This window comes from Streptomyces sp. R-74717 (assembly GCF_047305335.1).
Classification (GTDB): Bacteria; Actinomycetota; Actinomycetes; order Streptomycetales; family Streptomycetaceae; genus Streptomyces; species Streptomyces atratus.
On sequence record NZ_CP102361.1, the window covers coordinates 5,750,585 to 5,770,212 of the forward strand.

The 19,628-nt window shown below is 67.2% G+C and carries 16 protein-coding genes and 2 pseudogenes; 9 read left to right on the forward strand and 9 right to left on the reverse strand.

Annotated elements, in window-relative coordinates; all coding sequences use genetic code 11:
* Positions 1 to 58: 58 nt before the first annotated feature.
* From NRF20_RS26340 to NRF20_RS26360, 5 genes are all read right to left on the reverse strand, one after another.
* The gene (locus tag NRF20_RS26340) at positions 59 to 1,285 is read right to left on the reverse strand and encodes an acyl-CoA dehydrogenase family protein (protein ID WP_413753380.1); all 1,227 of its coding nucleotides are present in this window, start codon (positions 1,283 to 1,285) and stop codon (positions 59 to 61) included.
* Positions 1,282 to 1,695: a hypothetical protein gene (locus NRF20_RS26345; RefSeq protein WP_413753381.1), complete on the reverse strand. Its 414-nt coding sequence runs from the start codon at positions 1,693 to 1,695 to the stop codon at positions 1,282 to 1,284. The genes NRF20_RS26340 and NRF20_RS26345 overlap by 4 nt, the downstream gene beginning before the upstream one ends.
* Positions 1,692 to 2,111 (reverse strand): hypothetical protein, encoded by a 420-nt coding sequence (locus tag NRF20_RS26350; RefSeq protein ID WP_413753382.1) that lies wholly within the window; start codon positions 2,109 to 2,111, stop codon positions 1,692 to 1,694. Before NRF20_RS26350 ends, NRF20_RS26345 begins: the two co-directional genes overlap by 4 nt.
* A complete protein-coding gene (locus NRF20_RS26355; protein WP_413753383.1) occupies positions 2,108 to 3,718 on the reverse strand; it encodes a hypothetical protein in 1,611 nt (536 codons plus the stop codon). Before NRF20_RS26355 ends, NRF20_RS26350 begins: the two co-directional genes overlap by 4 nt.
* A gap of 103 nt (positions 3,719 to 3,821) precedes the next feature.
* A complete protein-coding gene (locus NRF20_RS26360) occupies positions 3,822 to 5,318 on the reverse strand; it encodes a hypothetical protein (protein WP_413753384.1) in 1,497 nt (498 codons plus the stop codon).
* Positions 5,319 to 5,741: 423 nt separating this feature from the next.
* Here NRF20_RS26360 and NRF20_RS26365 point away from each other — a divergent pair, with 423 nt between their 5' ends.
* A complete protein-coding gene (locus tag NRF20_RS26365; RefSeq protein WP_398632660.1) occupies positions 5,742 to 5,978 on the forward strand; it encodes a hypothetical protein in 237 nt (78 codons plus the stop codon).
* A gap of 365 nt (positions 5,979 to 6,343) precedes the next feature.
* Here the strand turns inward: NRF20_RS26365 and NRF20_RS26370 are convergent, their stop codons facing one another.
* Positions 6,344 to 6,979: a GNAT family N-acetyltransferase gene (locus NRF20_RS26370; RefSeq protein WP_413753385.1), complete on the reverse strand. Its 636-nt coding sequence runs from the start codon at positions 6,977 to 6,979 to the stop codon at positions 6,344 to 6,346.
* Between the two features lie 383 nt (positions 6,980 to 7,362).
* Between NRF20_RS26370 and NRF20_RS26375 the strand changes: the two genes are divergently transcribed.
* The 4 genes from NRF20_RS26375 (at position 7,363) to NRF20_RS26390 (ending at position 11,084) form a co-directional block, all read left to right on the forward strand.
* Positions 7,363 to 8,151, forward strand: a complete 789-nt coding sequence (locus NRF20_RS26375; protein WP_413753386.1) for a hypothetical protein — start codon at positions 7,363 to 7,365, stop codon at positions 8,149 to 8,151.
* A 27-nt stretch (positions 8,152 to 8,178) separates the two neighbouring features.
* Positions 8,179 to 9,327 carry a sensor histidine kinase gene (locus tag NRF20_RS26380; protein ID WP_413753387.1) on the forward strand — a complete coding sequence of 383 codons (1,149 nt, stop codon included), beginning with the start codon at positions 8,179 to 8,181 and terminating at the stop codon, positions 9,325 to 9,327.
* Between the two features lie 6 nt (positions 9,328 to 9,333).
* Positions 9,334 to 10,020, forward strand: a complete 687-nt coding sequence (locus tag NRF20_RS26385) for a response regulator (protein WP_266360812.1) — start codon at positions 9,334 to 9,336, stop codon at positions 10,018 to 10,020.
* 659 nt (positions 10,021 to 10,679) lie between these two features.
* Complete coding sequence (locus NRF20_RS26390; protein WP_398632602.1) at positions 10,680 to 11,084, forward strand: hypothetical protein; 405 nt, start codon at positions 10,680 to 10,682, stop codon at positions 11,082 to 11,084.
* Between the two features lie 731 nt (positions 11,085 to 11,815).
* Here NRF20_RS26390 and NRF20_RS26395 read toward each other — a convergent pair.
* On the reverse strand, positions 11,816 to 12,373 hold the full coding sequence (locus NRF20_RS26395) for a hypothetical protein (protein ID WP_413753388.1): 558 nt from the start codon (positions 12,371 to 12,373) through the stop codon (positions 11,816 to 11,818).
* A gap of 271 nt (positions 12,374 to 12,644) precedes the next feature.
* On the opposite strand from NRF20_RS26395, the gene NRF20_RS26400 reads away from it, so the two are divergent.
* The 3 genes from NRF20_RS26400 (at position 12,645) to NRF20_RS26410 (ending at position 17,650) form a co-directional block, all read left to right on the forward strand.
* Positions 12,645 to 13,091: a tyrosine-type recombinase/integrase gene (locus NRF20_RS26400; RefSeq protein ID WP_398632604.1), complete on the forward strand. Its 447-nt coding sequence runs from the start codon at positions 12,645 to 12,647 to the stop codon at positions 13,089 to 13,091.
* Between the two features lie 911 nt (positions 13,092 to 14,002).
* A complete protein-coding gene (locus NRF20_RS26405; RefSeq protein ID WP_413753389.1) occupies positions 14,003 to 15,091 on the forward strand; it encodes an AAA family ATPase in 1,089 nt (362 codons plus the stop codon).
* Positions 15,092 to 17,272: 2,181 nt separating this feature from the next.
* Positions 17,273 to 17,650, forward strand: coding sequence for a hypothetical protein (locus tag NRF20_RS26410; RefSeq protein WP_413753390.1), 378 nt, complete (start codon positions 17,273 to 17,275; stop codon positions 17,648 to 17,650).
* 302 nt (positions 17,651 to 17,952) lie between these two features.
* Here NRF20_RS26410 and NRF20_RS26415 read toward each other — a convergent pair whose 3' ends face one another.
* Both NRF20_RS26415 and NRF20_RS26420 read right to left on the reverse strand, forming a co-directional pair.
* Positions 17,953 to 18,606, reverse strand: a complete 654-nt coding sequence (locus tag NRF20_RS26415) for a YdcF family protein (protein WP_398632607.1) — start codon at positions 18,604 to 18,606, stop codon at positions 17,953 to 17,955.
* A pseudogene (locus NRF20_RS26420) lies at positions 18,603 to 19,166 on the reverse strand (UTRA domain-containing protein); the annotation flags it as partial. The pseudogene NRF20_RS26420 and the gene NRF20_RS26415, both read right to left, overlap by 4 nt.
* A 1-nt stretch (position 19,167) precedes the next feature.
* On the opposite strand from NRF20_RS26420, the pseudogene NRF20_RS26425 reads away from it, so the two are divergent.
* A pseudogene (locus NRF20_RS26425) lies at positions 19,168 to 19,626 on the forward strand (DNA primase); the annotation flags it as partial.
* Between the last annotated feature and the right edge of the window lie 2 nt (positions 19,627 to 19,628).

Below are 19,628 nucleotides of genomic sequence, written 5' to 3' on the forward strand. Positions count from 1 at the left end.
CAGGCGGATCGGGTGGGCCGCCGCCGTGCGGTGGTGTGACCCGAGGCCGGTGCGGGTGTCAGAGTCTGTGGAAGAACGGGTCGTACGGCTCACCGAGGGCGGCCCGGCCGATGGTGGCCAGCACGTGGTCGTCGTTTTCGTGGAGCTTGTACAAGGCCAGATCGCGCAGGATCCGCTCCACCGGGCTCGGGCGGATCAGGCTGCGGGCGCCGCACGCGCGGATGACGTGGTGCACTGTTTCTTCCGCCAGATACCCGATCACATGCCAGGCCCTGCTGCCGGCGATCCGGGCCTCGTCGAGGCTGCCTTCGTCCCACAGACCTGCGACGTGGCGCAACCAGAGGCGGGCGGTCTCGACATTGACCGCCATGCTGCCCACCCGCTGCTGCACATAGGGATCACCGCTCTTGCCCTGCCGTTTCACATACGCGAGCCCGTACTCGTATGCGGCCAGGGCGCCGCCGAGGAAGCTGGCCGCGTACTGCGGGATGAAGGCGGTCTGCCACTGCCCGTCGAAGTAGCCTCCGGGGCCGCCGATGAGCTGCTCACGCGGTATGAAGGTGTCGTGGAAGCGCACCACGTGGCTGGCCGTCGCGCGCATACCGACGGGGTCCCACCACGACGTGTCCACGGTCACGGTCGGGTCCGACAGGTCGCAGGCGAGCAGCAGGAGCCTGCCGTGGACCTCCCGGGTTTGGCGTGCTCCGCCGGGGCCGACCGGATCGACGAGGAGGATCGCCCACTGTACGCCGGTGGCGCCGGTGGCGAACGCCTTGCTGCCGCGGAGGGTCCAGCCGTCCTGGACGGGGGTCAGCGTGGTGCCGAAGCGAGCGCTCTCGCCCGGCTTCGGGGTCTGGGGCTCACCGCTCCAGACGGCCCATTTCTCCCCGTGTTCCACCACGCCGGTGAACCAGCGCCGCTTCTGCTCCGAGGTGGCGAGGGCGTCGATGAGGACAAGTGAGTTGGCGTGCCCTTCCCAGCAGCGGGCCAGCGACAGATCGGCCTTGGCCAGCGTGGTGGTCATCTCCCACAGGGGGAGGGTATTGCGTTCCGCGGGGCCGTAGCCCAGGCCGCCGTACTCCCGGGGCACGGCGGCGCCCAGGAGACCGTCGGAGAACAGATCGTCGAAGTCCTCGGCGGGAAAGGCGCCCGTGCGGTCGTACTCATCGGCGCGGGGGGCGAATCTGTCTTCGGCGAGCTTCGCCACGGCGCCGAGAACTGCCCGGTCGTCGCCGACCGCCGGTTTGCGGGCCGGACGGGTGGTGTGGCCCAGGTCGTCGGTCATATGGGGGTGGCCTCTTCGAAGCGGAAGAAGTGGGCGCGGTACATCGTGTTCGGTATCTGGGTTTCGGTGGGATGGACGGTATGGACATCGATGGTCAGCAGGCCGCGGTTGAGGTAGCCGACGAGGATGACGTGCCGGGAGCCGAGCGGGCCTTCGGCGAGAAAGGCCACGGCCGCCGTGGCGCCGATGTCGTCGGCCAGTGGGACGGCGGGCAAGATGGCGCCGGTGACGGGTGTCGTGGTCGGTGCGAGCGCGCCTTGTGAGGGCTCCGGGCCGCCGCGCTCGGTGATCCGCAGCGTGAGCCGGCTGTGGTCGAGTGCGGCATCGACCACGTGGATACCGGTGGCGGTGGTGTCGAAGTTGACCCAGCTGCCTGCCAGCGGTGCCGGATCGACCTGATGTGCCGTCATGGCCGCGCCTCCGCCCTGCGGAAGAACGAGCGGGCCCAGTGGTCGGCGCCCCCGCTGACGTCGCTGAAGACGGTGCATGTGGTGGTCACCAGGATGCCCGTCTTGTGGTAGGCGCCTACAACGGTGCGCAGCGAGCCGAAGTCGTAGACCGCCGAGAACGACGAGGCGACCGACGGTGTGTCCGGCGAGGTGTACAGGACCGCTGGCGCCTCACCCCAGTCGCGTGGTTGCGGGCTACCGGTGCCGAAGGCCCTGACGAACATGCCCCCCTCGTGCCAGGTCACGCTCAGCCGGCGGGCGCCCTTCGAACTGCGCTGGTCGGTGTTGACCCAGTCGCCCACCAGCGCCGAGAAGTCCGGTGTGCCGGGTGGCCGCGGTGTGGCTGTTCCGGAAGGGGACGCGGAACGGGTCGTCATGGTGCCTCCCTGCTCGTAGGGTGCGTCGGCGCAAGTCCTGCTGATTCGGTGAGGTCGCGGGCATCGGGCAGCTCGGCCTGGCCGAAGCAGACGGAGTGCAGAGGCAGTGCCTCGGGCAGCGGATGGCCTGTCATCAGCTTGAACTGCTCGCGTACTTCGACGAACAGGACCTCCCAGCCGTCGATGCCGGTCAGTCCTCGGGCGCGGGTGGCGCCCATGAGCGCGGTCGGCGGATCGCGGTAGGCCATCTCCAGCACCGCCGCGTCCCAGTCGGCGGTGGAGACCGGGAACGGCTCCCGTTCCACCAGGGGCGTGGCATGAGCGAGCACGGCGTACCCCGCCGGGGAGAACCGGGACAGCGGCACATAGGGAAGCCCGAGACGCGAGGAGGCTGCCCGGCCCAGCGCAACCCCTCGGTTGACCAGGGTCACCCGGGCCCCGGCCTGGCACAGGGCCAACGCGATGGCCCGCCCGGCACCGCCGCAACCGATGACGGCGGCCCTGCGGCCGCTCGGATCGACTCCGGCCCGGGCAAGGGTGTGCAGGGCAGCGGCCGAGTCGGTGGTGGCCGCGCGCCAGCGCCCTGCGTCGAGGAACAGCAGGTTTGCCGCCCCGCACCCCCGTGCCTCCGGGTCGGCGATATCGGCTGCTTCGAGCGCGCTCTCCTTGTGAGGGGCGATCACGGTCAGCCCGCGCAGCGGCGGTCCGCCCAGCGCCCCGAAGTCCATGGCCCGGTGCCAGAATCGGGAGAACACATCCACCTGGAAAGGCAGGTAGAGGGCGGGCAGCCTCAACTCCCGCAACGCCGCGTTGTGCAGCCGGGGCGACAACGACCGCCCTGGGGCACGCCCGGCAATGCCGAACAGGCCGCCGAGCGGGGGCAGCGCGGGCAGGCCGTAGTCGGTGAGGAGTTGGCTCACGCTGGGCATTCCGTCCGCCCCGGGGACACCAGCCCGGCCGAAGACCACGGGTGCCCCCAGCCACGGCGCCAGCACCCTGGTCCAGGTGCCGGCCGGACCGGACGCGAACGCCGTCACATCGGTACGTCCGAGCCCGGTGAGCAGCAGCGGCGCGGCCCATTCGCCCTGTGCGCCCGACTGCGGCACGAGGAGGTACTGGGCCGCTGGTACGGCGGTCATCGCGGCGAACCGCTCCAGCAGTGCCCCCGAGGCATGGAGCAGACCGGCCCGGAGGCCGGGGTCGGCCCGTTGCGCAGGGCTTGGGGGCGCGTGCCAGGAGATACGCCGCTGCTTGGCCGGGATGCCCGCCAGCAACGCCGGCGCCACGTCGTCCATGGCCTCCAGATCGACCAGGTCGTAGTGGTCCGCTGCGCGCAGCAGCCGGGTGCGCCGCTCGACCGGGCCGGCGGCCGAGCGGCCGCCGTGTCGCCGCGAGCGCGAACTGTAGGTCAGCGGCCCGGGAAAATGCCGGCGCAGCCGGCGCGGATCGGGATCGCCGACCAGGTCGGCGCGGACCTCCAGCACGTCGGCCACACCTGCGAGGGCACGCAGGCGAGCCGCGGTGAGGTCTTCCGGTTCGGCGATCACCGCCACCACACGGGCCCGACGCCCGACGTCGGCACCATATCCGCTCGTCAATTGCGCCACTGGACGTACTCCTCCAGACCGGCCCGCCGCGGAACGAACCGATTGACCGGGGCCGCCCCGTCCGCGTACCCGACTGCCACCAGACCGTCGCGGAGCCCGGGCGTCATCCGTAATCACCCTCGTCCGAGAGCGGGGCCGCAGCGCCCTCCGGGCCGCCGACGAGCTCGCAAAGACGGACGTGCACGGACCGCTGGATGTGCCGGGCGCACCTGCGGTACACGTCCGGCGGCTGCCCCTCCGGATTGGGGATGTCACGGCGCGGGTCCAGGCACAAGGTGCGACCCTCGGCCTCGGGCGCCATGGCGATCACCCTGTCGCGGTGGGCTCGGGTCATGCAGTAGATGACGAAACTGACCCGGCAGAGTTCCGGGGTGACCGGGCGTGAGCGGTGACGGCGGGGATTCCCCCGGCCCGGCACCCGCTGCAGACCGAGTTCAGCGAGCGCGGACCGGGCGCCCGGAGTCATCGGGCTCGCAGGCTGCGTCGTCGCGACACCCGCGCTGGAGAACCGGAAGAGGTGTGCGACTCCCGCCTCCGCGGCCTGGGCCCACGCGATGACCTCGGCCATGGGCGAACGGGAGGTGTTCCCGCCGCAGACGAAGAGCACGCGGCATGCCGCGCCGGTGCTGCGTGTCCGCCACCAGACGGCGGCCGACGGGTAGGACAGGGCTCCCGCCGCGCCGACACCGAACGCGAGCGCGATGAGCTGAGAGGTCCCCGGAGCTTGGAGTCCGGCCAGCCACGCGAGCGAGAAGGAGGCGACCAGGCCGGACATCAGGCTGGCGAACGCCCAGGCCGGCACACCCCACGTGTACTCCCGCCGGTCGAGATAGATCAGCGAAGCGAAGACGAACAGCACCTCGTATGCCACTCCTATCCCCGCGGCCGCCAAGGCGGCAGGGGTGCCGAGGAATGTGGTGAAGCCCGCGCTCAGTTGCGGCTGCCCGGCCAGCGCCCCTGCCCCCAGCAGCAGAGCCAGGCAGACGGGTGCTGCGACATGCTCCTCCACGAAGTAGCGGCGGTCTGTTGCGACAACCCCGTTCTTGGCCACCCGGATCATGATCTCGAACCGGCCGAGGTAGCCGACGAGGTAGGTGAGGACGCTCAGCGCGGCAGCGAGCGTGAGGCTGTAGCTGTGCACATCGCCGAGAGCCACCGAAACCGCTATCAGGCTGAGGAACAGCGCTACCCAGGAGGATGTCGTCACCCGCCGCTTGCGGGTCATGTCGACCAATGGGGAGAGGACCAGGACTCCTCCCCGCATCAGCAACAGCATGAAGAGGATCGAGACACCGGAAAAGGTGTAGTTCATCGTGGTGGAGCCGATGATGAGCGACGCGAAGAAGCCGGCCACCAGCGTCTCCCGGCCCGGTACCGGGATCCGTGCGCGGCCGATCCTGCTCCGCCGCATATGCCGCCACCGACCCGTGAGGCCGAGGAAGACGGTCATCGCCGCGAGCTGTCCGAGGACGGCTGCGGGCATCAGCTCGAAGCCGTTGACCGGCTGGGTCGACAGCGGAGTCACTCCGCTGGACAGTGCCTTCACCAGCATGGCGTAGGGAATGTACGAGACGAAGTATCCGAAGGTAAGCCAGCCCATGTGCATTACCCGTCGTTGATCGAACGTCTAGGTCTCAAACATGGTGAGTCCGGGATCGACACGCCTGACCGACACCTGGCCGGAGCACATGCCGGGTAGCTTTCTGAACGGTTGACCGCCGCGCACAAGGCAGTCGCGAATTCTGCCCCTTTGTCGAAGGGCGTATTGTGGACAGCCGCGAATTCTCGAGACCGCTTGAGAAAAACAAGCCGCGCCTCCTCGGGAGTGCGCGAATTCCGTGGCCCGGCAGGAGTTCCCTACCAGCCAGTCCCGTGCGCCTTTCAAAAAGGCTACCTCCGGCAGGCATACACGGCCAGCGCATGCGGCGCACGCACCCGGCCCTTCGCCTTCCCCGGCGGCGCATCTGTCTCCTGCCCTTGGGTGAGTACGGTTCCGGAAGTCCGTCCTGGCAGGTCAGGCTGCATGTTCGTCTCTGTGGAGGACGCCGCCGATCGATGGTCGCGGGCCCGCGATACACACGTCCTCGACGGCGCGATTGCGCAACTCGGAGAGGGTCTTGTCAACTCGCCCGGTAAGCCGCCCGCCAAGGAGATGATCAGCATCACGATGGACGTCCATACCCACGTCGTCCACGACACCCAGCGGGAGGCGATCAGCCACATGGACCGCCTGCTCAAGCGCCGTCTGCCGGGTGCCTGAGACACGACTGCCGTCAAATGATGCCGCCAAAAGGTCCCGGACCGTGATCGGATGCTGTTGGTTAATCCGGATTGACCAACAGCATCCGTGATCGGTCCGGGGCCTTTTCCCTGGTGCCCCCCGGCAGGATTCGAACCTGCGACACCCGCTTTGGGAGTTTTCCCTGATCAAGGCTGCGGCCTGCGCAAATGCCAGTCGCAGTAACGTCTGGCCTCGGAAAACTCCCCTCCGTAGTTCTCACGTGTTCGTGGGGTTTCCCGTCCTCATGTGTGCCGAATGTGTTCCCCAGGGATGCCTTCCTGGCAGGGTGCGGATCCCCTGAAGGGAAGACCTGGCCCGAGGGCGTACGGCTGACGCTTCGGGCTTCAGGGCCGGTAGACGCACTCCGCCATGGTCGCGTGCTTCTTCCAGCCCAGCGTCTCGTACAGCGCGCGCCCGGCGTCGGTCGCGCCGAGGACTCCGAGGCCGGCACCCTCGTTCAGGGCATGGTCGGCGAGCGTGCGCATCACCAACTGCCCCAGCCCGCGCCGACGGTGGGCATCCTCGGTCCGCACTCGGTCCACGACTGCCGCATCCCCGAGCACCGCCATCTGCCCCTGGGCCGCCTGCTCGCCCGCCGCGTCCAGCACCCGCGCGAAGACGACGGATCCAACGGTCTCCACCGTCACGGTGTATCCCTCTGGCTCGACCCGGTGGGCGGCCATGAGGTCGGTGACCATCAGGTGTCCGGTCTCCTCGTACGCCACCACCCACCCGGGGGACAGCCACGGCTCGATCACCTCTGGCTCCACGGGCATCTTCATCCAGGTCCGCGGCACGGCCACCGAGGCGCAGGCGCTGCGGACCCGCAACTCATCGGCCTCGGGCAGGACATGGCGTCCCACTTCACCCGGGCTGTCGGCCACCGCGATGTAGAACCCCCAGGGCATTTCGACCGGCGGCGGCGTCCGCCGCGATACGGCCCAGCCCGCCACCCAGGTCTCGACCAACTCCGCAACCATCAAATCCTCCCGTGCCACCAGCAGTTGAGTAATAGTTACTCGCCGAGTGTGCACGTTACATCTCCGTATGCAGTGGAGGCACCCTTCTGGTGAACGCCGCAGGTTGACACGTCAGCCGCGACCGAGATCGGCAGCACGGTCGGCGCTGTTACATGCAGCGAGACCGGAAGAGCCACGTACCACTTGGGGATCCGCAGGTCCGTGCTGGTGAAGCCGTCCCTCCAAAGGAGCCACACCCTTCCTGGCAAGACGTCAATTTGCTCATGCAGCGGGCTGGAGGCGGCGGCTGTTCCGACGGCGCGACGGGTCATACCCAGGTCTGACCTTGCAGTTCAGCTCTTGGTCCGACGCCCCGCAGGGGTGGCGAAGGCATCGTCGTCAGCATGACGAACCCGACGAGATCCATGGCCACGCCAGCCGCGACGATCGGCGCCCGACTGCATGGCGCGCTGCCTGTGGAGCGGCTGGAAGGCACCGGCTTCCTGGGACGTTGGGTGGGCGGCACTGCCATGGTGCTCGGCCCACTGCTGATGCTGGCCGGCGCGTTGCTGCGGGCCCGCTTCCATTTCTTCTACCCCGACCAGCTTGCCGCGTACGAGCGGCACCCCATCCTGATGGCCACCGCATACGGCCTCTTTGCCGCAGGCAGCTTGCTGCTCTGGCCCGCTGTGGCGGTGGTGGCCGCACGGATCGGGGCCCGGAGCGCCGGCTGGGGCTTGTGGGGCGGGGCCCTGGTGATGTTCGGGCTGTTCGCCCGCGCCTTCCACGCAGGAGTGGACCACCTGGCCTTTCAGCTGGTGGGTTCCCTGGGAGTTGAGGCTGCCACCGAGGCGGTTTCCGCCGGCTATGGCGCCTTTCACGTCTTCGCCGCGCTGAACCTCGCCATCCTTGTGGGGTGGATCGTTCTTGCCCTCGGGGCCTGGCGCACCCGGGTGCTCGGCCCGGCCCGCGCTGCCGCACTCGGCCTCACAGCGGCACTGCCTCTCGGAGTACTCAAAGGGACCACTCCTCTGTCGCTGGTGGCCTTGGCTGGACTGTGCGCCGGGCTGATGCCGTTGGGCCTGGCGCTGCTGCGTGAAGGGCCCCGTCCCAGCCGGAAGGTGGTGCTGCGCTGGGTGCCGCTGACCCTGGTGACGCTCGGGCTGATGGTGCTGCTCGGCCAGGCCGGCTGAGTGCACCCGTACAGGTACGGTCGGGCCATGAAGCTCAAGGGGCAGCACCATCTCTACGCCCTCGACCTCGGCGCGGCCCTGGCCCTGACCGCCGTGTACGTCGGCTTCGCCCGGCTGACCGCCGACGGCCAACCCACCTACACAGGTCCGATCTGGCTCGGCTGTCTGATCGCCGCCGCGGCCGGCCTGCCGATCGCCGTACGCCGTCGTTGGCCGCTCGCGGTCCTGGGGACCGTGCTCGCGGCTCTGGCCGCGGCGTCGCTCCTTGGCATTCCTCGTGAGCCGTACATCGCCGCCGGTCTCGCGGCGTACCTCGTAGGACGCGCAGAGCCCGCCCGGCGGTCCGTACCCGCGCTCGCGGTGGCGCTGCCGGTGGCGTGCGGCGCCGTCTACCTCAGCGAGGCGGTGGTCACTCCCGCCGAGGACTGGCGCGGTGCCGTAGGAGTGGCCGGGCTGGTGTTGCTGGTGGTCGGCGGGGCTTGGGGCGTGGGGTTCACCGTGCGTGGTCGCCGGGCCGAGGCAGGGCGGGAAGAGCGGCGCCGTTCGGAGCGCGCGCTGGACGAGGAGCGCCTGCGGATCGCCCGCGAGCTGCACGACATCGTCTCGCACAACCTCAGCCTGATCGCCGTCAAGGCGGGTGTCGCCGGGCATGTGGCGGAGGCCGACCCGCGGGAGGCGCGGGCCGCGCTCGAGGTCATCGAGGAGACAAGCCGTTCCGCGCTGGCCGAGATGAGGCGCACGCTCGGCGTGCTGCGCACCGCAGGCGCACCCCTGGGGCCCGTACCGGACCTCGACCGTCTCGGTTCGCTTGCCGCGGAGGCGAACCGGGCAGGGGTGGACGTCGACCTGACGGTGCACGGCACGCAGGGCCTGGCCGAGGGGACACAGCTGACCATCTACCGGATCGTCCAGGAAGCCCTCACCAACGCTGTCCGGCACGCCGCCCCGACCCGCTGCCAGGTCACTGTCGAGGCGGATACACGCGAGATCCGCATCGACATCGAGGATGAGGGACCATCTCCCGGGCGCCCACCGGCCAACCGTCAACTGCCGGGCGGACATGGCCTCCTGGGGATGCGGGAGCGGACGATGATGTACGGCGGCAGCTTCGAGGCAGGGCCCCGGCAGGAGGGCGGCTTCGCGGTGTCCGTCCGGCTGCCCGCCGAAGGGAAGTAACCAAGCATGACTGACGAGCCCCAGGTCCGGGTGCTGATCGCCGACGACCAGGCGATGGTGCGCGGCAGCTTCCGTGTCCTTGTCGACCACACGCCCGGCATGACCGCCGCGGGTGAGGCCGCGGATGGAGCGGAGGCCGTCGAACTCGCCCGCCGTGAACGGCCGGACGTCGTGCTGATGGACGTACGCATGCCAAAACTGGACGGCATCGAGGCGACCCGGCAGATCTGCTCGGACCCGGCCCTGTCCGGCGTCCGCGTCCTCATCCTCACCACCTTCGACCTGGACGAGTACGTCTACGCCGCCCTGCGCGCCGGCGCCGCGGGCTTTCTACTGAAGGACACCCCGCCGAGCGAGGTCCTCGCGGCCATCGGCGTTGTCGCCGCGGGCGAGGCACTGCTCGCCCCCTCGGTGACCCGCCGCCTGATCGCGGAGTTCGCCCGCCGCCCAGAGCCGACGCGACCGCCGAGCCGCTTGCTGGACGCGCTCACCAACCGCGAGCTGGAGGTGCTCGGCCTGATCGCCCGCGGCCTGTCCAACACAGAGATCGCAGAACACCTCCACCTGAGCCTGGCCACGGTCAAAACCCACATCGGGCGCCTGCTCGCCAAACTGCATGCACGCGACCGCGCCCAGCTCGTGATCGTCGCCTACGAGACCGGGCTCGTGGGCGACCGTCGGCGTGGAGTGTGACGTTCACAGGACGGACGGCCCTCATCGGAGCCCCGAGGCGCGCACCTCATGTGTACTACGAGTCGAAAGGCCCTGCCGCCCATCGGGACGACAGGGCCTCTGACTTGCTGTTTCTCATGCCCCCCGGCAGGATTCGAATCTGCGACACCCGCTTTGGGCGTTCGATCGGTCCGCCGCCACGGCTGGTGCTGGCCCACACGCCACGGCCACACCTGGCTGCTAAACGGTGCTGCTGTTCACCGTCGTTGATGTCAGCTACTGATGTCAGTCGCTGAACAGCTCCGGATACGGGCAGGGCTCCAGAGCTCGTCCGGCCGGTCGGCCCACTGCCACCAGACGTGCCGCCGTGGGCAGCCCCATATGCCTCGGTGGATCCTCTTGCCGTCATCCTCCCGCTGGCAGAGTGCCAACCCACCGAACCGCATCGGCTGTTCGCACTGAGGGCCGGACGGGCTCTGAGGATCAAGAGTGGGTGCTGACGGTCGGCGGGTTTCTGTACTTCACCCCTGTACCGCGGCTACGGAACAGGGGTGGGCTCCGATGAGCGTCGCACGGCAGCTTCCGAAGCCCGACCAGCATCAGATGTTGGCCAGGGCACTCGGGCCGAGTTGAGTACTTGCGCCCTGGTCGGATATGGGGCGAGCCGGAACGCTTGGGCCATGCGACAACGACTACTGAAACTCGTTCCCCAGCTGTTGGCGGTCCTCGTGCTGGCTGTGGTGACGCTAGGGGCGTGGGCTGCCTGGCTGGGCTGGGACCAGCAGCGTGACGTGCACCCTGATGGTTCGACGACCGGTCCGTACGAGGCGTGGCAGGTGATCGGGCTGGTGTTGACTCTGCTGGCGCTGGTGTACTGGGCGGCGTCCCGGCGCTACATTGCAGGTGCTGTGCTCGGCATCACGGTCGGCCTGACCAGTGCCGCCTATTACGACTGGTCGGACGACTCCAGCGGCCTCTTTATGGTCGGCGTGGGGATGGTCATGGTGGGGAGCCTCGTCGTGACCGCCGTCGTATCCGTCGTGATCGCCTCTGTGAAACGAAAAGGCCCCCCGAGTCGCCGTTGATGGCTCAGTCAAGCGCCGGCGCGAGGGCTTTGGAGCACCAGCTTGGAAGACCTGATACGCGCCACGCGGCTGACCTTTGGTTTCGACGACCAGCTAGTTTGCTGGTCTTCCGCCGCGAGTCCCCGTGATTGCCCGTTGCTTCCCTTCCTGTCGGGCATGCAGCAGGCACGGGGCCGCCGGGGCTAGATCTTGGTCAGGATCACAGCGATCAGCCCGGCGATTGCCGTGATCACGGCTGCGACCGCCTGGATGAGTGAAGCTCGGGAGGCTTCCCTGCTTGCGCCCGAGGCTAGCTCGGGGCTAAAACCGTCGTGGCAGCGATGTCACCATGGGTTCAAATCCCACACCCACCGCAGATGAACGGCCCCTGACCAGGTGAATCGGTCAGGGGCCGCTCTCTTTGCGCTGTCCGTCAGTAACCGTGGTTCCCCATCAGTTCCCGGCCGAACGGGCACGGGAAGGGCACGGGCACCTTCTGATCCGTAGCTCTAGCGAGATCGGTCAGCGACGGCCATTCCGGCCGCTACGAGGCCCCAGAGAGACGGTAGCGGGCGGGGGCGGGGGCGGTTGCTGTGGTTGCGGTACTGCGCTGCTGCGCCCCTGGACACAAACGCCAACGATCGTGTCCGGGCGGTTCGACTGCGCTTCAGTGAATGTAATCGCAACCAGGAACGACCTTCATGACGCCGCTGCGCGATCGGCGAACTCTCTTGGCCGGTCCCAACCAGTCGTCAACTTGTCTTGTAGTGAACGCTTCCGCGCAACGCCAGGAACGAGTCGTCACAGTTCTGCACGAAATCGGCTCTGAACTCCGTGATCTCACCCGTCCGGCGATCCGTCTGGAGCGCGGTAACGGTGAAGTATCCCATGGTGGTCGAGTCGTCAGAGCAGCCTCGTCCGTTGCCTGAGACGTAGACGCGGGCCGAGTCGGAGTCCATGTTGTCGCCGTACGACTGGCCCACCGTCAGTTGCTGCCCGGCATCGGGCTCCAGCGCGATTGACCACTGCTGCCAGAGGTCCTTGTCGATGCCGATGTTGACACCGCGACTGTCGCCGCTCAGATGGAAGCTGTACTCAGGGGTGGTGAAGCTGCCACTGCCACCGCCGCCGATGTACTCCCCGGGGTCGCTCGTGTAGGAGTACGACCCGGTGGGTGTCGGCAGCGGTCTGGCGGCCTGTGCCGGAGCGGCGGCGGCGAATGTTCCGGCGAGCACAGATACGACAGCTGCGCATGTGACCGCGGCGGGCCGCAGACGTCGACCGTTCTTGGTGCGATCCGAGCTGAGCATGGGTCCCCTTTGCGTCAGGCTATGAGCTTGTGCACTTCCTTCAGCGTTCGAGGCAGCACAGCCGTCACACGCACCTCTGGTCACAGAGGTCTGCCGGGATAGGTCAACGGTAGTCATGCCGCTGCTGCGAAGCTCTGTAAGGCGCGAGGATTCTGGCCGGACTGATGCTCTCGTCCGTGGGGCAGTGGCTGCGGTCGCGTACATGATCTCTGTGCCATCCGAACCTGCCAATGCAGGAGTAGATCGGTGGGAGCGGCTTTGGTCTGGCTCCGTGAGGCGTGAGATAGCGACCCCGCACACGCCGCCTATACCCACCACTCACCCCAGCTCCCATCCCGTCCGCCCCGTCGCCTTCCCGGACGAGATTCTGGCCGATGTCATCGAGCACCTGGAGCGCTACGCGGGTGCCGGTCGCGACGGCCACGTGTTCCTCGGCCCCCAGGGCGGACAGCTGCGGCGCAGCAACTTCCGGGATGACTGGATCAAGGCTCGCAAAGAGGCGGGCATCGCTACCGATGTCCACTTCCACGATCTGTGGCACACGGGGAACACCTTGGTCGCCGCCGGGGCGAGCACGCGTGAGCTGGTGGCGCACATGGAGCACAGCACCGCCCGTGCCGCGCTGATCTATCAGCACATGACTGCCGACCGGGACCGCGCGATCGCTGACCGGCTGGGGTCGATGATCCGGCAGCAGCAGGGAGACGCCGGGACGTAGTGGCACGTGTGTGGCACTGACGTGATCACGCGAAAGGGCCAGTTCGGGAGGATCAAGCCTCCGAACTGGCCCTTAGTGCTGTGCCCCCGGCAGGATTCGAACCTGCGACACCCGCTTTAGGAGTTCAGCCGCACCATCTGCTCGCCTGGTCGCCAGCCTAATAGCGCGGTGCAGCGCGTCTTCCGAGATGCAATCAAGACCGCTCCGGTCTGCTGGTGTTGCCGTCAGAGGCTGCCGTCATCGCGTCTCGTAGTGGGGCTGCGTGATGACAGGACAAGGTTCCTGAGTGCGACGGCAGCCGAGTCGGGTCTGCGGCGCGGCAGGGGGCGCCGCCGACCGCAGCTCGAGCGGGGGCGGTCGCACCCCTTGATGCGCCTGGCTCGCACAGACTCCTATGAAGCGCCGGCAACGTCGGATTGCAATAAAGCACGGTACCCCGAAGACATTTCCGTACTACGATGAAGTGGTCGGGGAAGATTATTGCACTGTAGAGAGTGTCAGAAGTGACGGATATTTCGCATTCCGCGTTAAAGTTATGGCGATCGATGGCGAGGTTTCAGCCAACCAATCAAGTTAATCGCATCGAGTTTTCGCCATCCTCGGCTTTCTCTGGGCAGGTAATTGAGCTCACTCCTCTAACCGTCCTTTGCGGCCTGCATGGGGCAGGGAAGAGTTCATTGCTTGGGTACATTGCCGAATGTCTTCACAGAGAGACCATGCATCCAGACTACCCACCCTTCTATAGGGGGAGCAGGTACTCCAGTCGACGAACGGAGATGCGCCCCTCCCTTAGTGGTGAGTGTCGCGTTTCACTCTCTCGGCCAGGTGGTCTTGTCGAATACGTCGTTGATTTCACGCAGCCTGCCGAAAGGGGGGCGGCGTCGGAGGTAGTGGAATCAGGTGGTCAGATTGTGCCGGATGTGATTAATCCTCATCTAGTGTCGGTCGAAATTAATACCTTCTTTCAGGAATTCTATCTGTCGGACCTGGAGGATGAGGAAGCTGCCGGGATCCCGGAGGTTCAGAAGAAAGCTGACCTTGATGCGCTCCGGGATATTTTGGGCGTGACGTATCAAGAAGTCATCTATATTCCCGTTGATGTGGGCCACGGATTCGATTTTCCGTACGTGAAGGCGAAGAAGGAGGGTGAATGGATCGACTCTCACCAGATGAGCCATGGAGAGTTGTGTGTCCATTACATCCGCTGGGTTTTGAAGCACCCGACGAACGGGGTCGTCCTTCTAGATGAGCCAGAAGCAAACATTGCACCGAGGGGCCATGCCGCCTTGTTGGATGAGATTGCTAGGCTAGCCCGGGTATCTAAATCTCAAGTCGTGCTTTCCACGCACTCTGCGGCATTCTTGAGCCGCGTCCCCCTTGCATGGGTGCGGATGTGCGTACGCCCATCTATGGTGCCCTTGATTATTGAACCTTCTCGCCCATCTGACCTACGAGACACTTTGGGGATCGAAAATCCCCTCAAACTTCTTATCCTCGTAGAGGATGATGTCGCCCAACATCTTCTGACCATGATTCTGGCGGTTCACTCGTTTCCCCTTTTGAGCGAATCGGAAATCGTTGCGGCGGGCTCGTGGAGTGACGTGCTGACGGCGACGAAAGCTGTGTTCAAGTCCAGCAGGATTTCTGCATTGGCTGTGCTGGATGGAGATCAGAGGAGTGAGGCGCCCGAAGATCTGCCAGTCTTCTTCCTTCCCGGGAACGAACCGCCAGAGAAGGTGCTTTTCAAATATGCTGCCACTCGGCCAGGTCAAATGGCAGACAAGCTCGGTTGCTCGCTTGCGTCTATGAACGTTTATATCGCAGGGATGCTAGGTCTGGAGCATCACAAATGGCTTACATTCCTTTCTCGGAGAACCGGTCAGGACTGGCACTATTGTTTGCGTGTTGTGTTCGATGTCTGGCATGCGGACCCGAGGAATAGCGAGGCATGCGAGGACCTGACCAGGGGAATCGAAGCTGCCGCCCTCAGCTTGCTCTAGCTGCCTCGCGCACACTCTGTCGGCCGCCATGGGCTCCCCAGCCCTCCGCATGCCACACGCCGCGCCCCGGGCCTGGCCCCGCCAGCTGGGGCGAAAGACAGAGAGGGCCGGCGCGCCCGCACCCTGCGCGGTCTTGAGGGAATAGAGATACTTCAGCCGGTGCTCGCACGGCGACGGCTTTCAAGACCGAGAAGCCCTCTGTACGCATCTGCCATCTGACCTGCGGGTTGTTCCCGCAGGTCCGCATCGAGGCGCCGCGCTTGGCCGCAGGTTGGCCACGAGGCCCCGGAACAGCCCCCTCCCTGGGGCTTCACTCTCACCCGCCCGCGACCGTCGTCCGGCGCCTCTCAGGCTGGGCACTGGGCAGGATTCACAGCATGGGCGCTGAGGTTGTGGAGCTAGACCCCGCGTCCCGAATCTGCTGTTCGACCAGCGTCCCAGCAGTCCCCGGCATGCAGGCGGCGCGGTCGCCAGCCCGCTCTGCCCCCCCGCTCGATCAGCCATGTGGGCGTCGGGCAGGGACGCCGACGCGCGGCGAGGGCCCCGGCTCCTCAGCGGTGCCCAGTGCCCGCTTGGCGCGGCCGGGCTCCGTCCGGGGGCGGAGGCTAGCTCCCTGTCGCGTCGGGTGAGCAAATCGCGATGGCGGCACCTCCGGTGGTGAGAGCGCCGGTGTTCTGGTATTCGATTAGCCAGGTGTCGCCGGGCGTGTTGACGGTGGTCCGTTCAGACCGGATGGGAAAGACCTTCCCGGCCAGGAAGAAACCGCCGCTAATCGCGGTCTCGCCGGCCGGACACGTGGCAGAGGCCGCCCCGAAACCGCCCGGTGGTGTCGTTGTGCCGTTGCTGAATACCTTGTGGGTGCTGATAGGGCCGCTGCCGCCCGTCGGACCGGTGGCGCCTGTTGCTCCGGTCGTACCTGCCGAGCCGGTTGCTCCGGTCAGCCCGGTTGCTCCTGTCGGGCCCGTCGGACCGGTGGCGCCTGTTGTTCCGGTCGTACCTGCCGAGCCGGTTGCTCCGGTCAGCCCGGTTGCTCCTGTCGGGCCCGTCGGACCGGTGGCGCCTGTTGTTCCGGTCGTACCTGCCGAGCCGGTTGCTCCGGTCAGCCCGGTTGCTCCTGTCGGGCCCGTCGGACCGGTGGCGCCTGTTGTTCCGGTCGTACCTGCCGAGCCGGTTGCTCCGGTCAGCCCGGTTGCTCCTGTCGGACCCGTCGGGCCGGTCGCACCAGGGTCACCCTGCTCGCCCGTCGGACCCGGGTCGCCCTGCGGGCCAGTCGGACCTGTCGGCCCTGGGTCGCCGGGCGTACCCGGGTCACCCTGCGGCCCCGTGGGCCCTGTCGGACCTGTTGCTCCCTTGCATGCGTCCCTGCCGGACTTCGGCTTCTTCTTGTGCTTTCCGTACTCGCACCTGTCGCCTGTGGCGTCGATTTGGTTCGACGCGCTCACGCGTTCATCCATGTTCTGAGCCATGGCCGCGGCCGGACTGGCCACCCCGGCCGCCAGGACCAGCGCGAGCGAGGCGAGCGTGCCGCTGGCCCGCCACTTGCCTCGACCGGGCAAAGGTCCCAGCCGGGCTCCCGTCCTGTGGTCAGGACTCATGTATGTGCTCCTTGCCTTTGGGGAATTTCAGGTCGATCCCAAGGGCGAGCCTGTCCCGTGGGCAGCCGATCGATCGTCACGCCCGGTCGACACGCGGCGGTTTCAGTAAATCGGAGCAATCCCTACGCGTCCGCGCTGTTTGATCGAGGCCAAGGCCAAGGGCGAGTAACCGACGAGGCGGCGACGGCCGGGCAGGTCAGTACTGTGAGAGACGCCCCTACTCATAAGCGGGAGGCAACACCCCATGCGTGGTCTCGGAGATCACCTCAGCATCGGCGTACGAATCGCGTTCTGCCGGAAGCCCCGCGGATACACGCAAGAGGCACGCCCCAACGTCGATGCATCCGCGCCTGGGCGTGCTCTCGTCGATGGGCTTGGTCCACGCCACCGCCATGGCGCAGTCGCCGCGGTGAATCTGCATGATGCGGTGAACGGCGATGAACGCCGACGTCCGGAGGTGAACTGAGATGGAAACTGAGACGGAGGGGGCGGGCCGCCGGTGGAAGTCGGGTCCGGCTGGACGGACGACGGCAAGTCGTACGAGGAACGGGGGCTCAAGCGGCGAGCCCGACGCAGCACCCGTTCCGTGCCCATTCCCCCGGTTCTCGTGGCTCTGCTGCGGCTCCACCTCAACCAGTACGGCGTCAGCGATGACGGGCGATTGTTCCGCGCAGTGCGCGGCGGGCGGATCGGCTCGAACGAGTACACCGAGGTCTGGCAGGCCGCCCGACAGGTGGCGCTGTCGGCCGACGAAGTCGAAACGCCGCTGGCCGATGTTCCCTACTCGTTCCGGCACGCTGGAGTGTCCCTGTGGATCAAGGCAGGCGTTGATCCCGTGGAAGTTGCCCGCCGCGCGGGGCACACGCCGGCCGTCCTCTGGAAGTTCTACGCCAAGATCCTGCGCGATCACCAGCAGGCGTCGAACCGACTGATCGATGACGCACTGGCGGAGCCAGGCCAGTAGGCCAGCCCAAGAGGGTTGGCCGCAGGTTGGCCACACGCGCTGGTCAGACCCGGTACACACCCGATCCGGGGTGAGACAGGGTGAACACAGAAGGGGTGTCTCTCAGTGAGAGACACCCCTTCTGACCAGCACCTACGCTGACCTGGGCGGTGGGTGTGGGATTTGAACCCACGGTGACATCGCTGCCACGACGGTTTTCAAGAGCGCTGCGGATGAAGCGAATTCACCGCCTCTGACCTGCGAATACGCTTCAAGGCGGGCCTGTACGACGGCGCCTGGCCCACACATGGCCCATGGCGCCCTTAATGCGTCGGCACGAGGCGACTCGTGAACCCCTCAGAACACAGGCGCTCGTAGGCCGCGGTTACGGAGTCCGGCACCTCCTGCCTGATCATGAATCCTTGCTCCGGATAGATCAGCAGCCGCTGCTGTGCCCCCACAAGCATGTCCAGCACGAGACGTGGGTCCTTGATGGAGTCGATGTACTCCGAAAGCGTCATGGGTGCTGACGCGCTGACGATCTCGACTTCCGGCCAGAGCCTGCGGGCTGTCGCGTAGGCTCGCCGCTCCTCGTACGGCTTGCTCACGAGCAGGACAGACGACACGTCGATGCCGCGCTCTGTAAGCAGTTCGCGGGAGAAGTTGATGTTCTGACCGGTGTTGCGCGCGTTGGGCTCAACAAGGATCGCCGATGCGGGAACACCCAGTGCCAGCGCCCGTTCCCGATAGTGCTCGGCTTCCCCTCGGGGCATCCGGTCGCGTGTCGTCCGGCTGGTCGCGCCCGTGAAGACGATCAACGGGAACATGCCGCGTTGATACAGATCCACGGTCGCATCCGCCACGCCCAAGTCATGGCTGCCGAGACCGACGGCGACCGAACAAGGCCGCGGTTCGTGGTGCATCTGCTGAAAGTCCCAGAGCTGTTGAGCGTCAGACCATGTCTGCACTGAGATCACTGGGCCGCCCCTTGCGCTGAATCGGGAACCTTGAAGTCGTATGCCCAGGCGAAGCGGCTCGCCGCGTGAATGCCGATGGCGAACTCCACCACGGTCCCGTCAGCCGTGTAGGTGGTGCGGTGGAGCTCTACGACCCACTCGCCGGGCGTCAGCTGGAGTAGCGCCGCTTCCTCCGATGCCGCAGGGCGCGCGAACAGCTCTTCTCGCATGTGGTCGATCTCGTACCCTGCGTCGTAGAGCACGCGGTACCCGCCGCCCTTGCCAGCCGGACCCGGCGTCGGGTCGACAAGCCGCGTTCCTTCGACGTGCTCGGGGCGGTAGTAACTGGTCAGGGTGTGCGTCGGCTGGTCCCCCTCCTTCACGAGGCGGACGCGCGCATACACCTCGGAGCCTTCCGGCAGACCATGCGCCGCCGCTACCAGCGGCGTGGCCGGCACACGGCTGACGTTCTGCGTCTGCTCGCCACGCTTGTGCGCGCGGCCCGACGCCACGCGGTCAGCGATGAAGGCGACCTCATCACCGTCACGCCATTTGGCCTTGTCGTACCGAGCGATGCCGAGCTACCTGGGTGCGATGCAGTCCGCGAACGCTGTACGGCCCGGCGTCGACCTCAAGTCGCTCATGGCCTAAGCCCGGTGGCTCGGGCCCGGCACCGGCACCATGACCGCTCTGCCGGACGTCGTGCGCGCGCTGGCCGTGAAGGAGCCGTCCACGGCCCGGCCCGCACCGCTCGCCGTCACGGCGCCCGCACCTACCGGGGGCGGGGAGTGTCGTCATCGCATGCCCGCCTATCTGGAGCGCGGCATCGCCATGGCCGAGCAGCGCATCACCGAGGCCCGCAGCGCGGTTCACACGACCGTCTACCGGACGTTCCTCGCCGTGCTGTCCGCTCACGGCCGGTGCGGCTGCCTGACCGACACCCACGTTGAGCGGCTGTTCACCGCCGCGCAGGCCAAGGGCGAATCGCCCCGGCACTGCACCGACGCGTGGACCAACGCCCGCACCGCACTGGGGATGTGAGC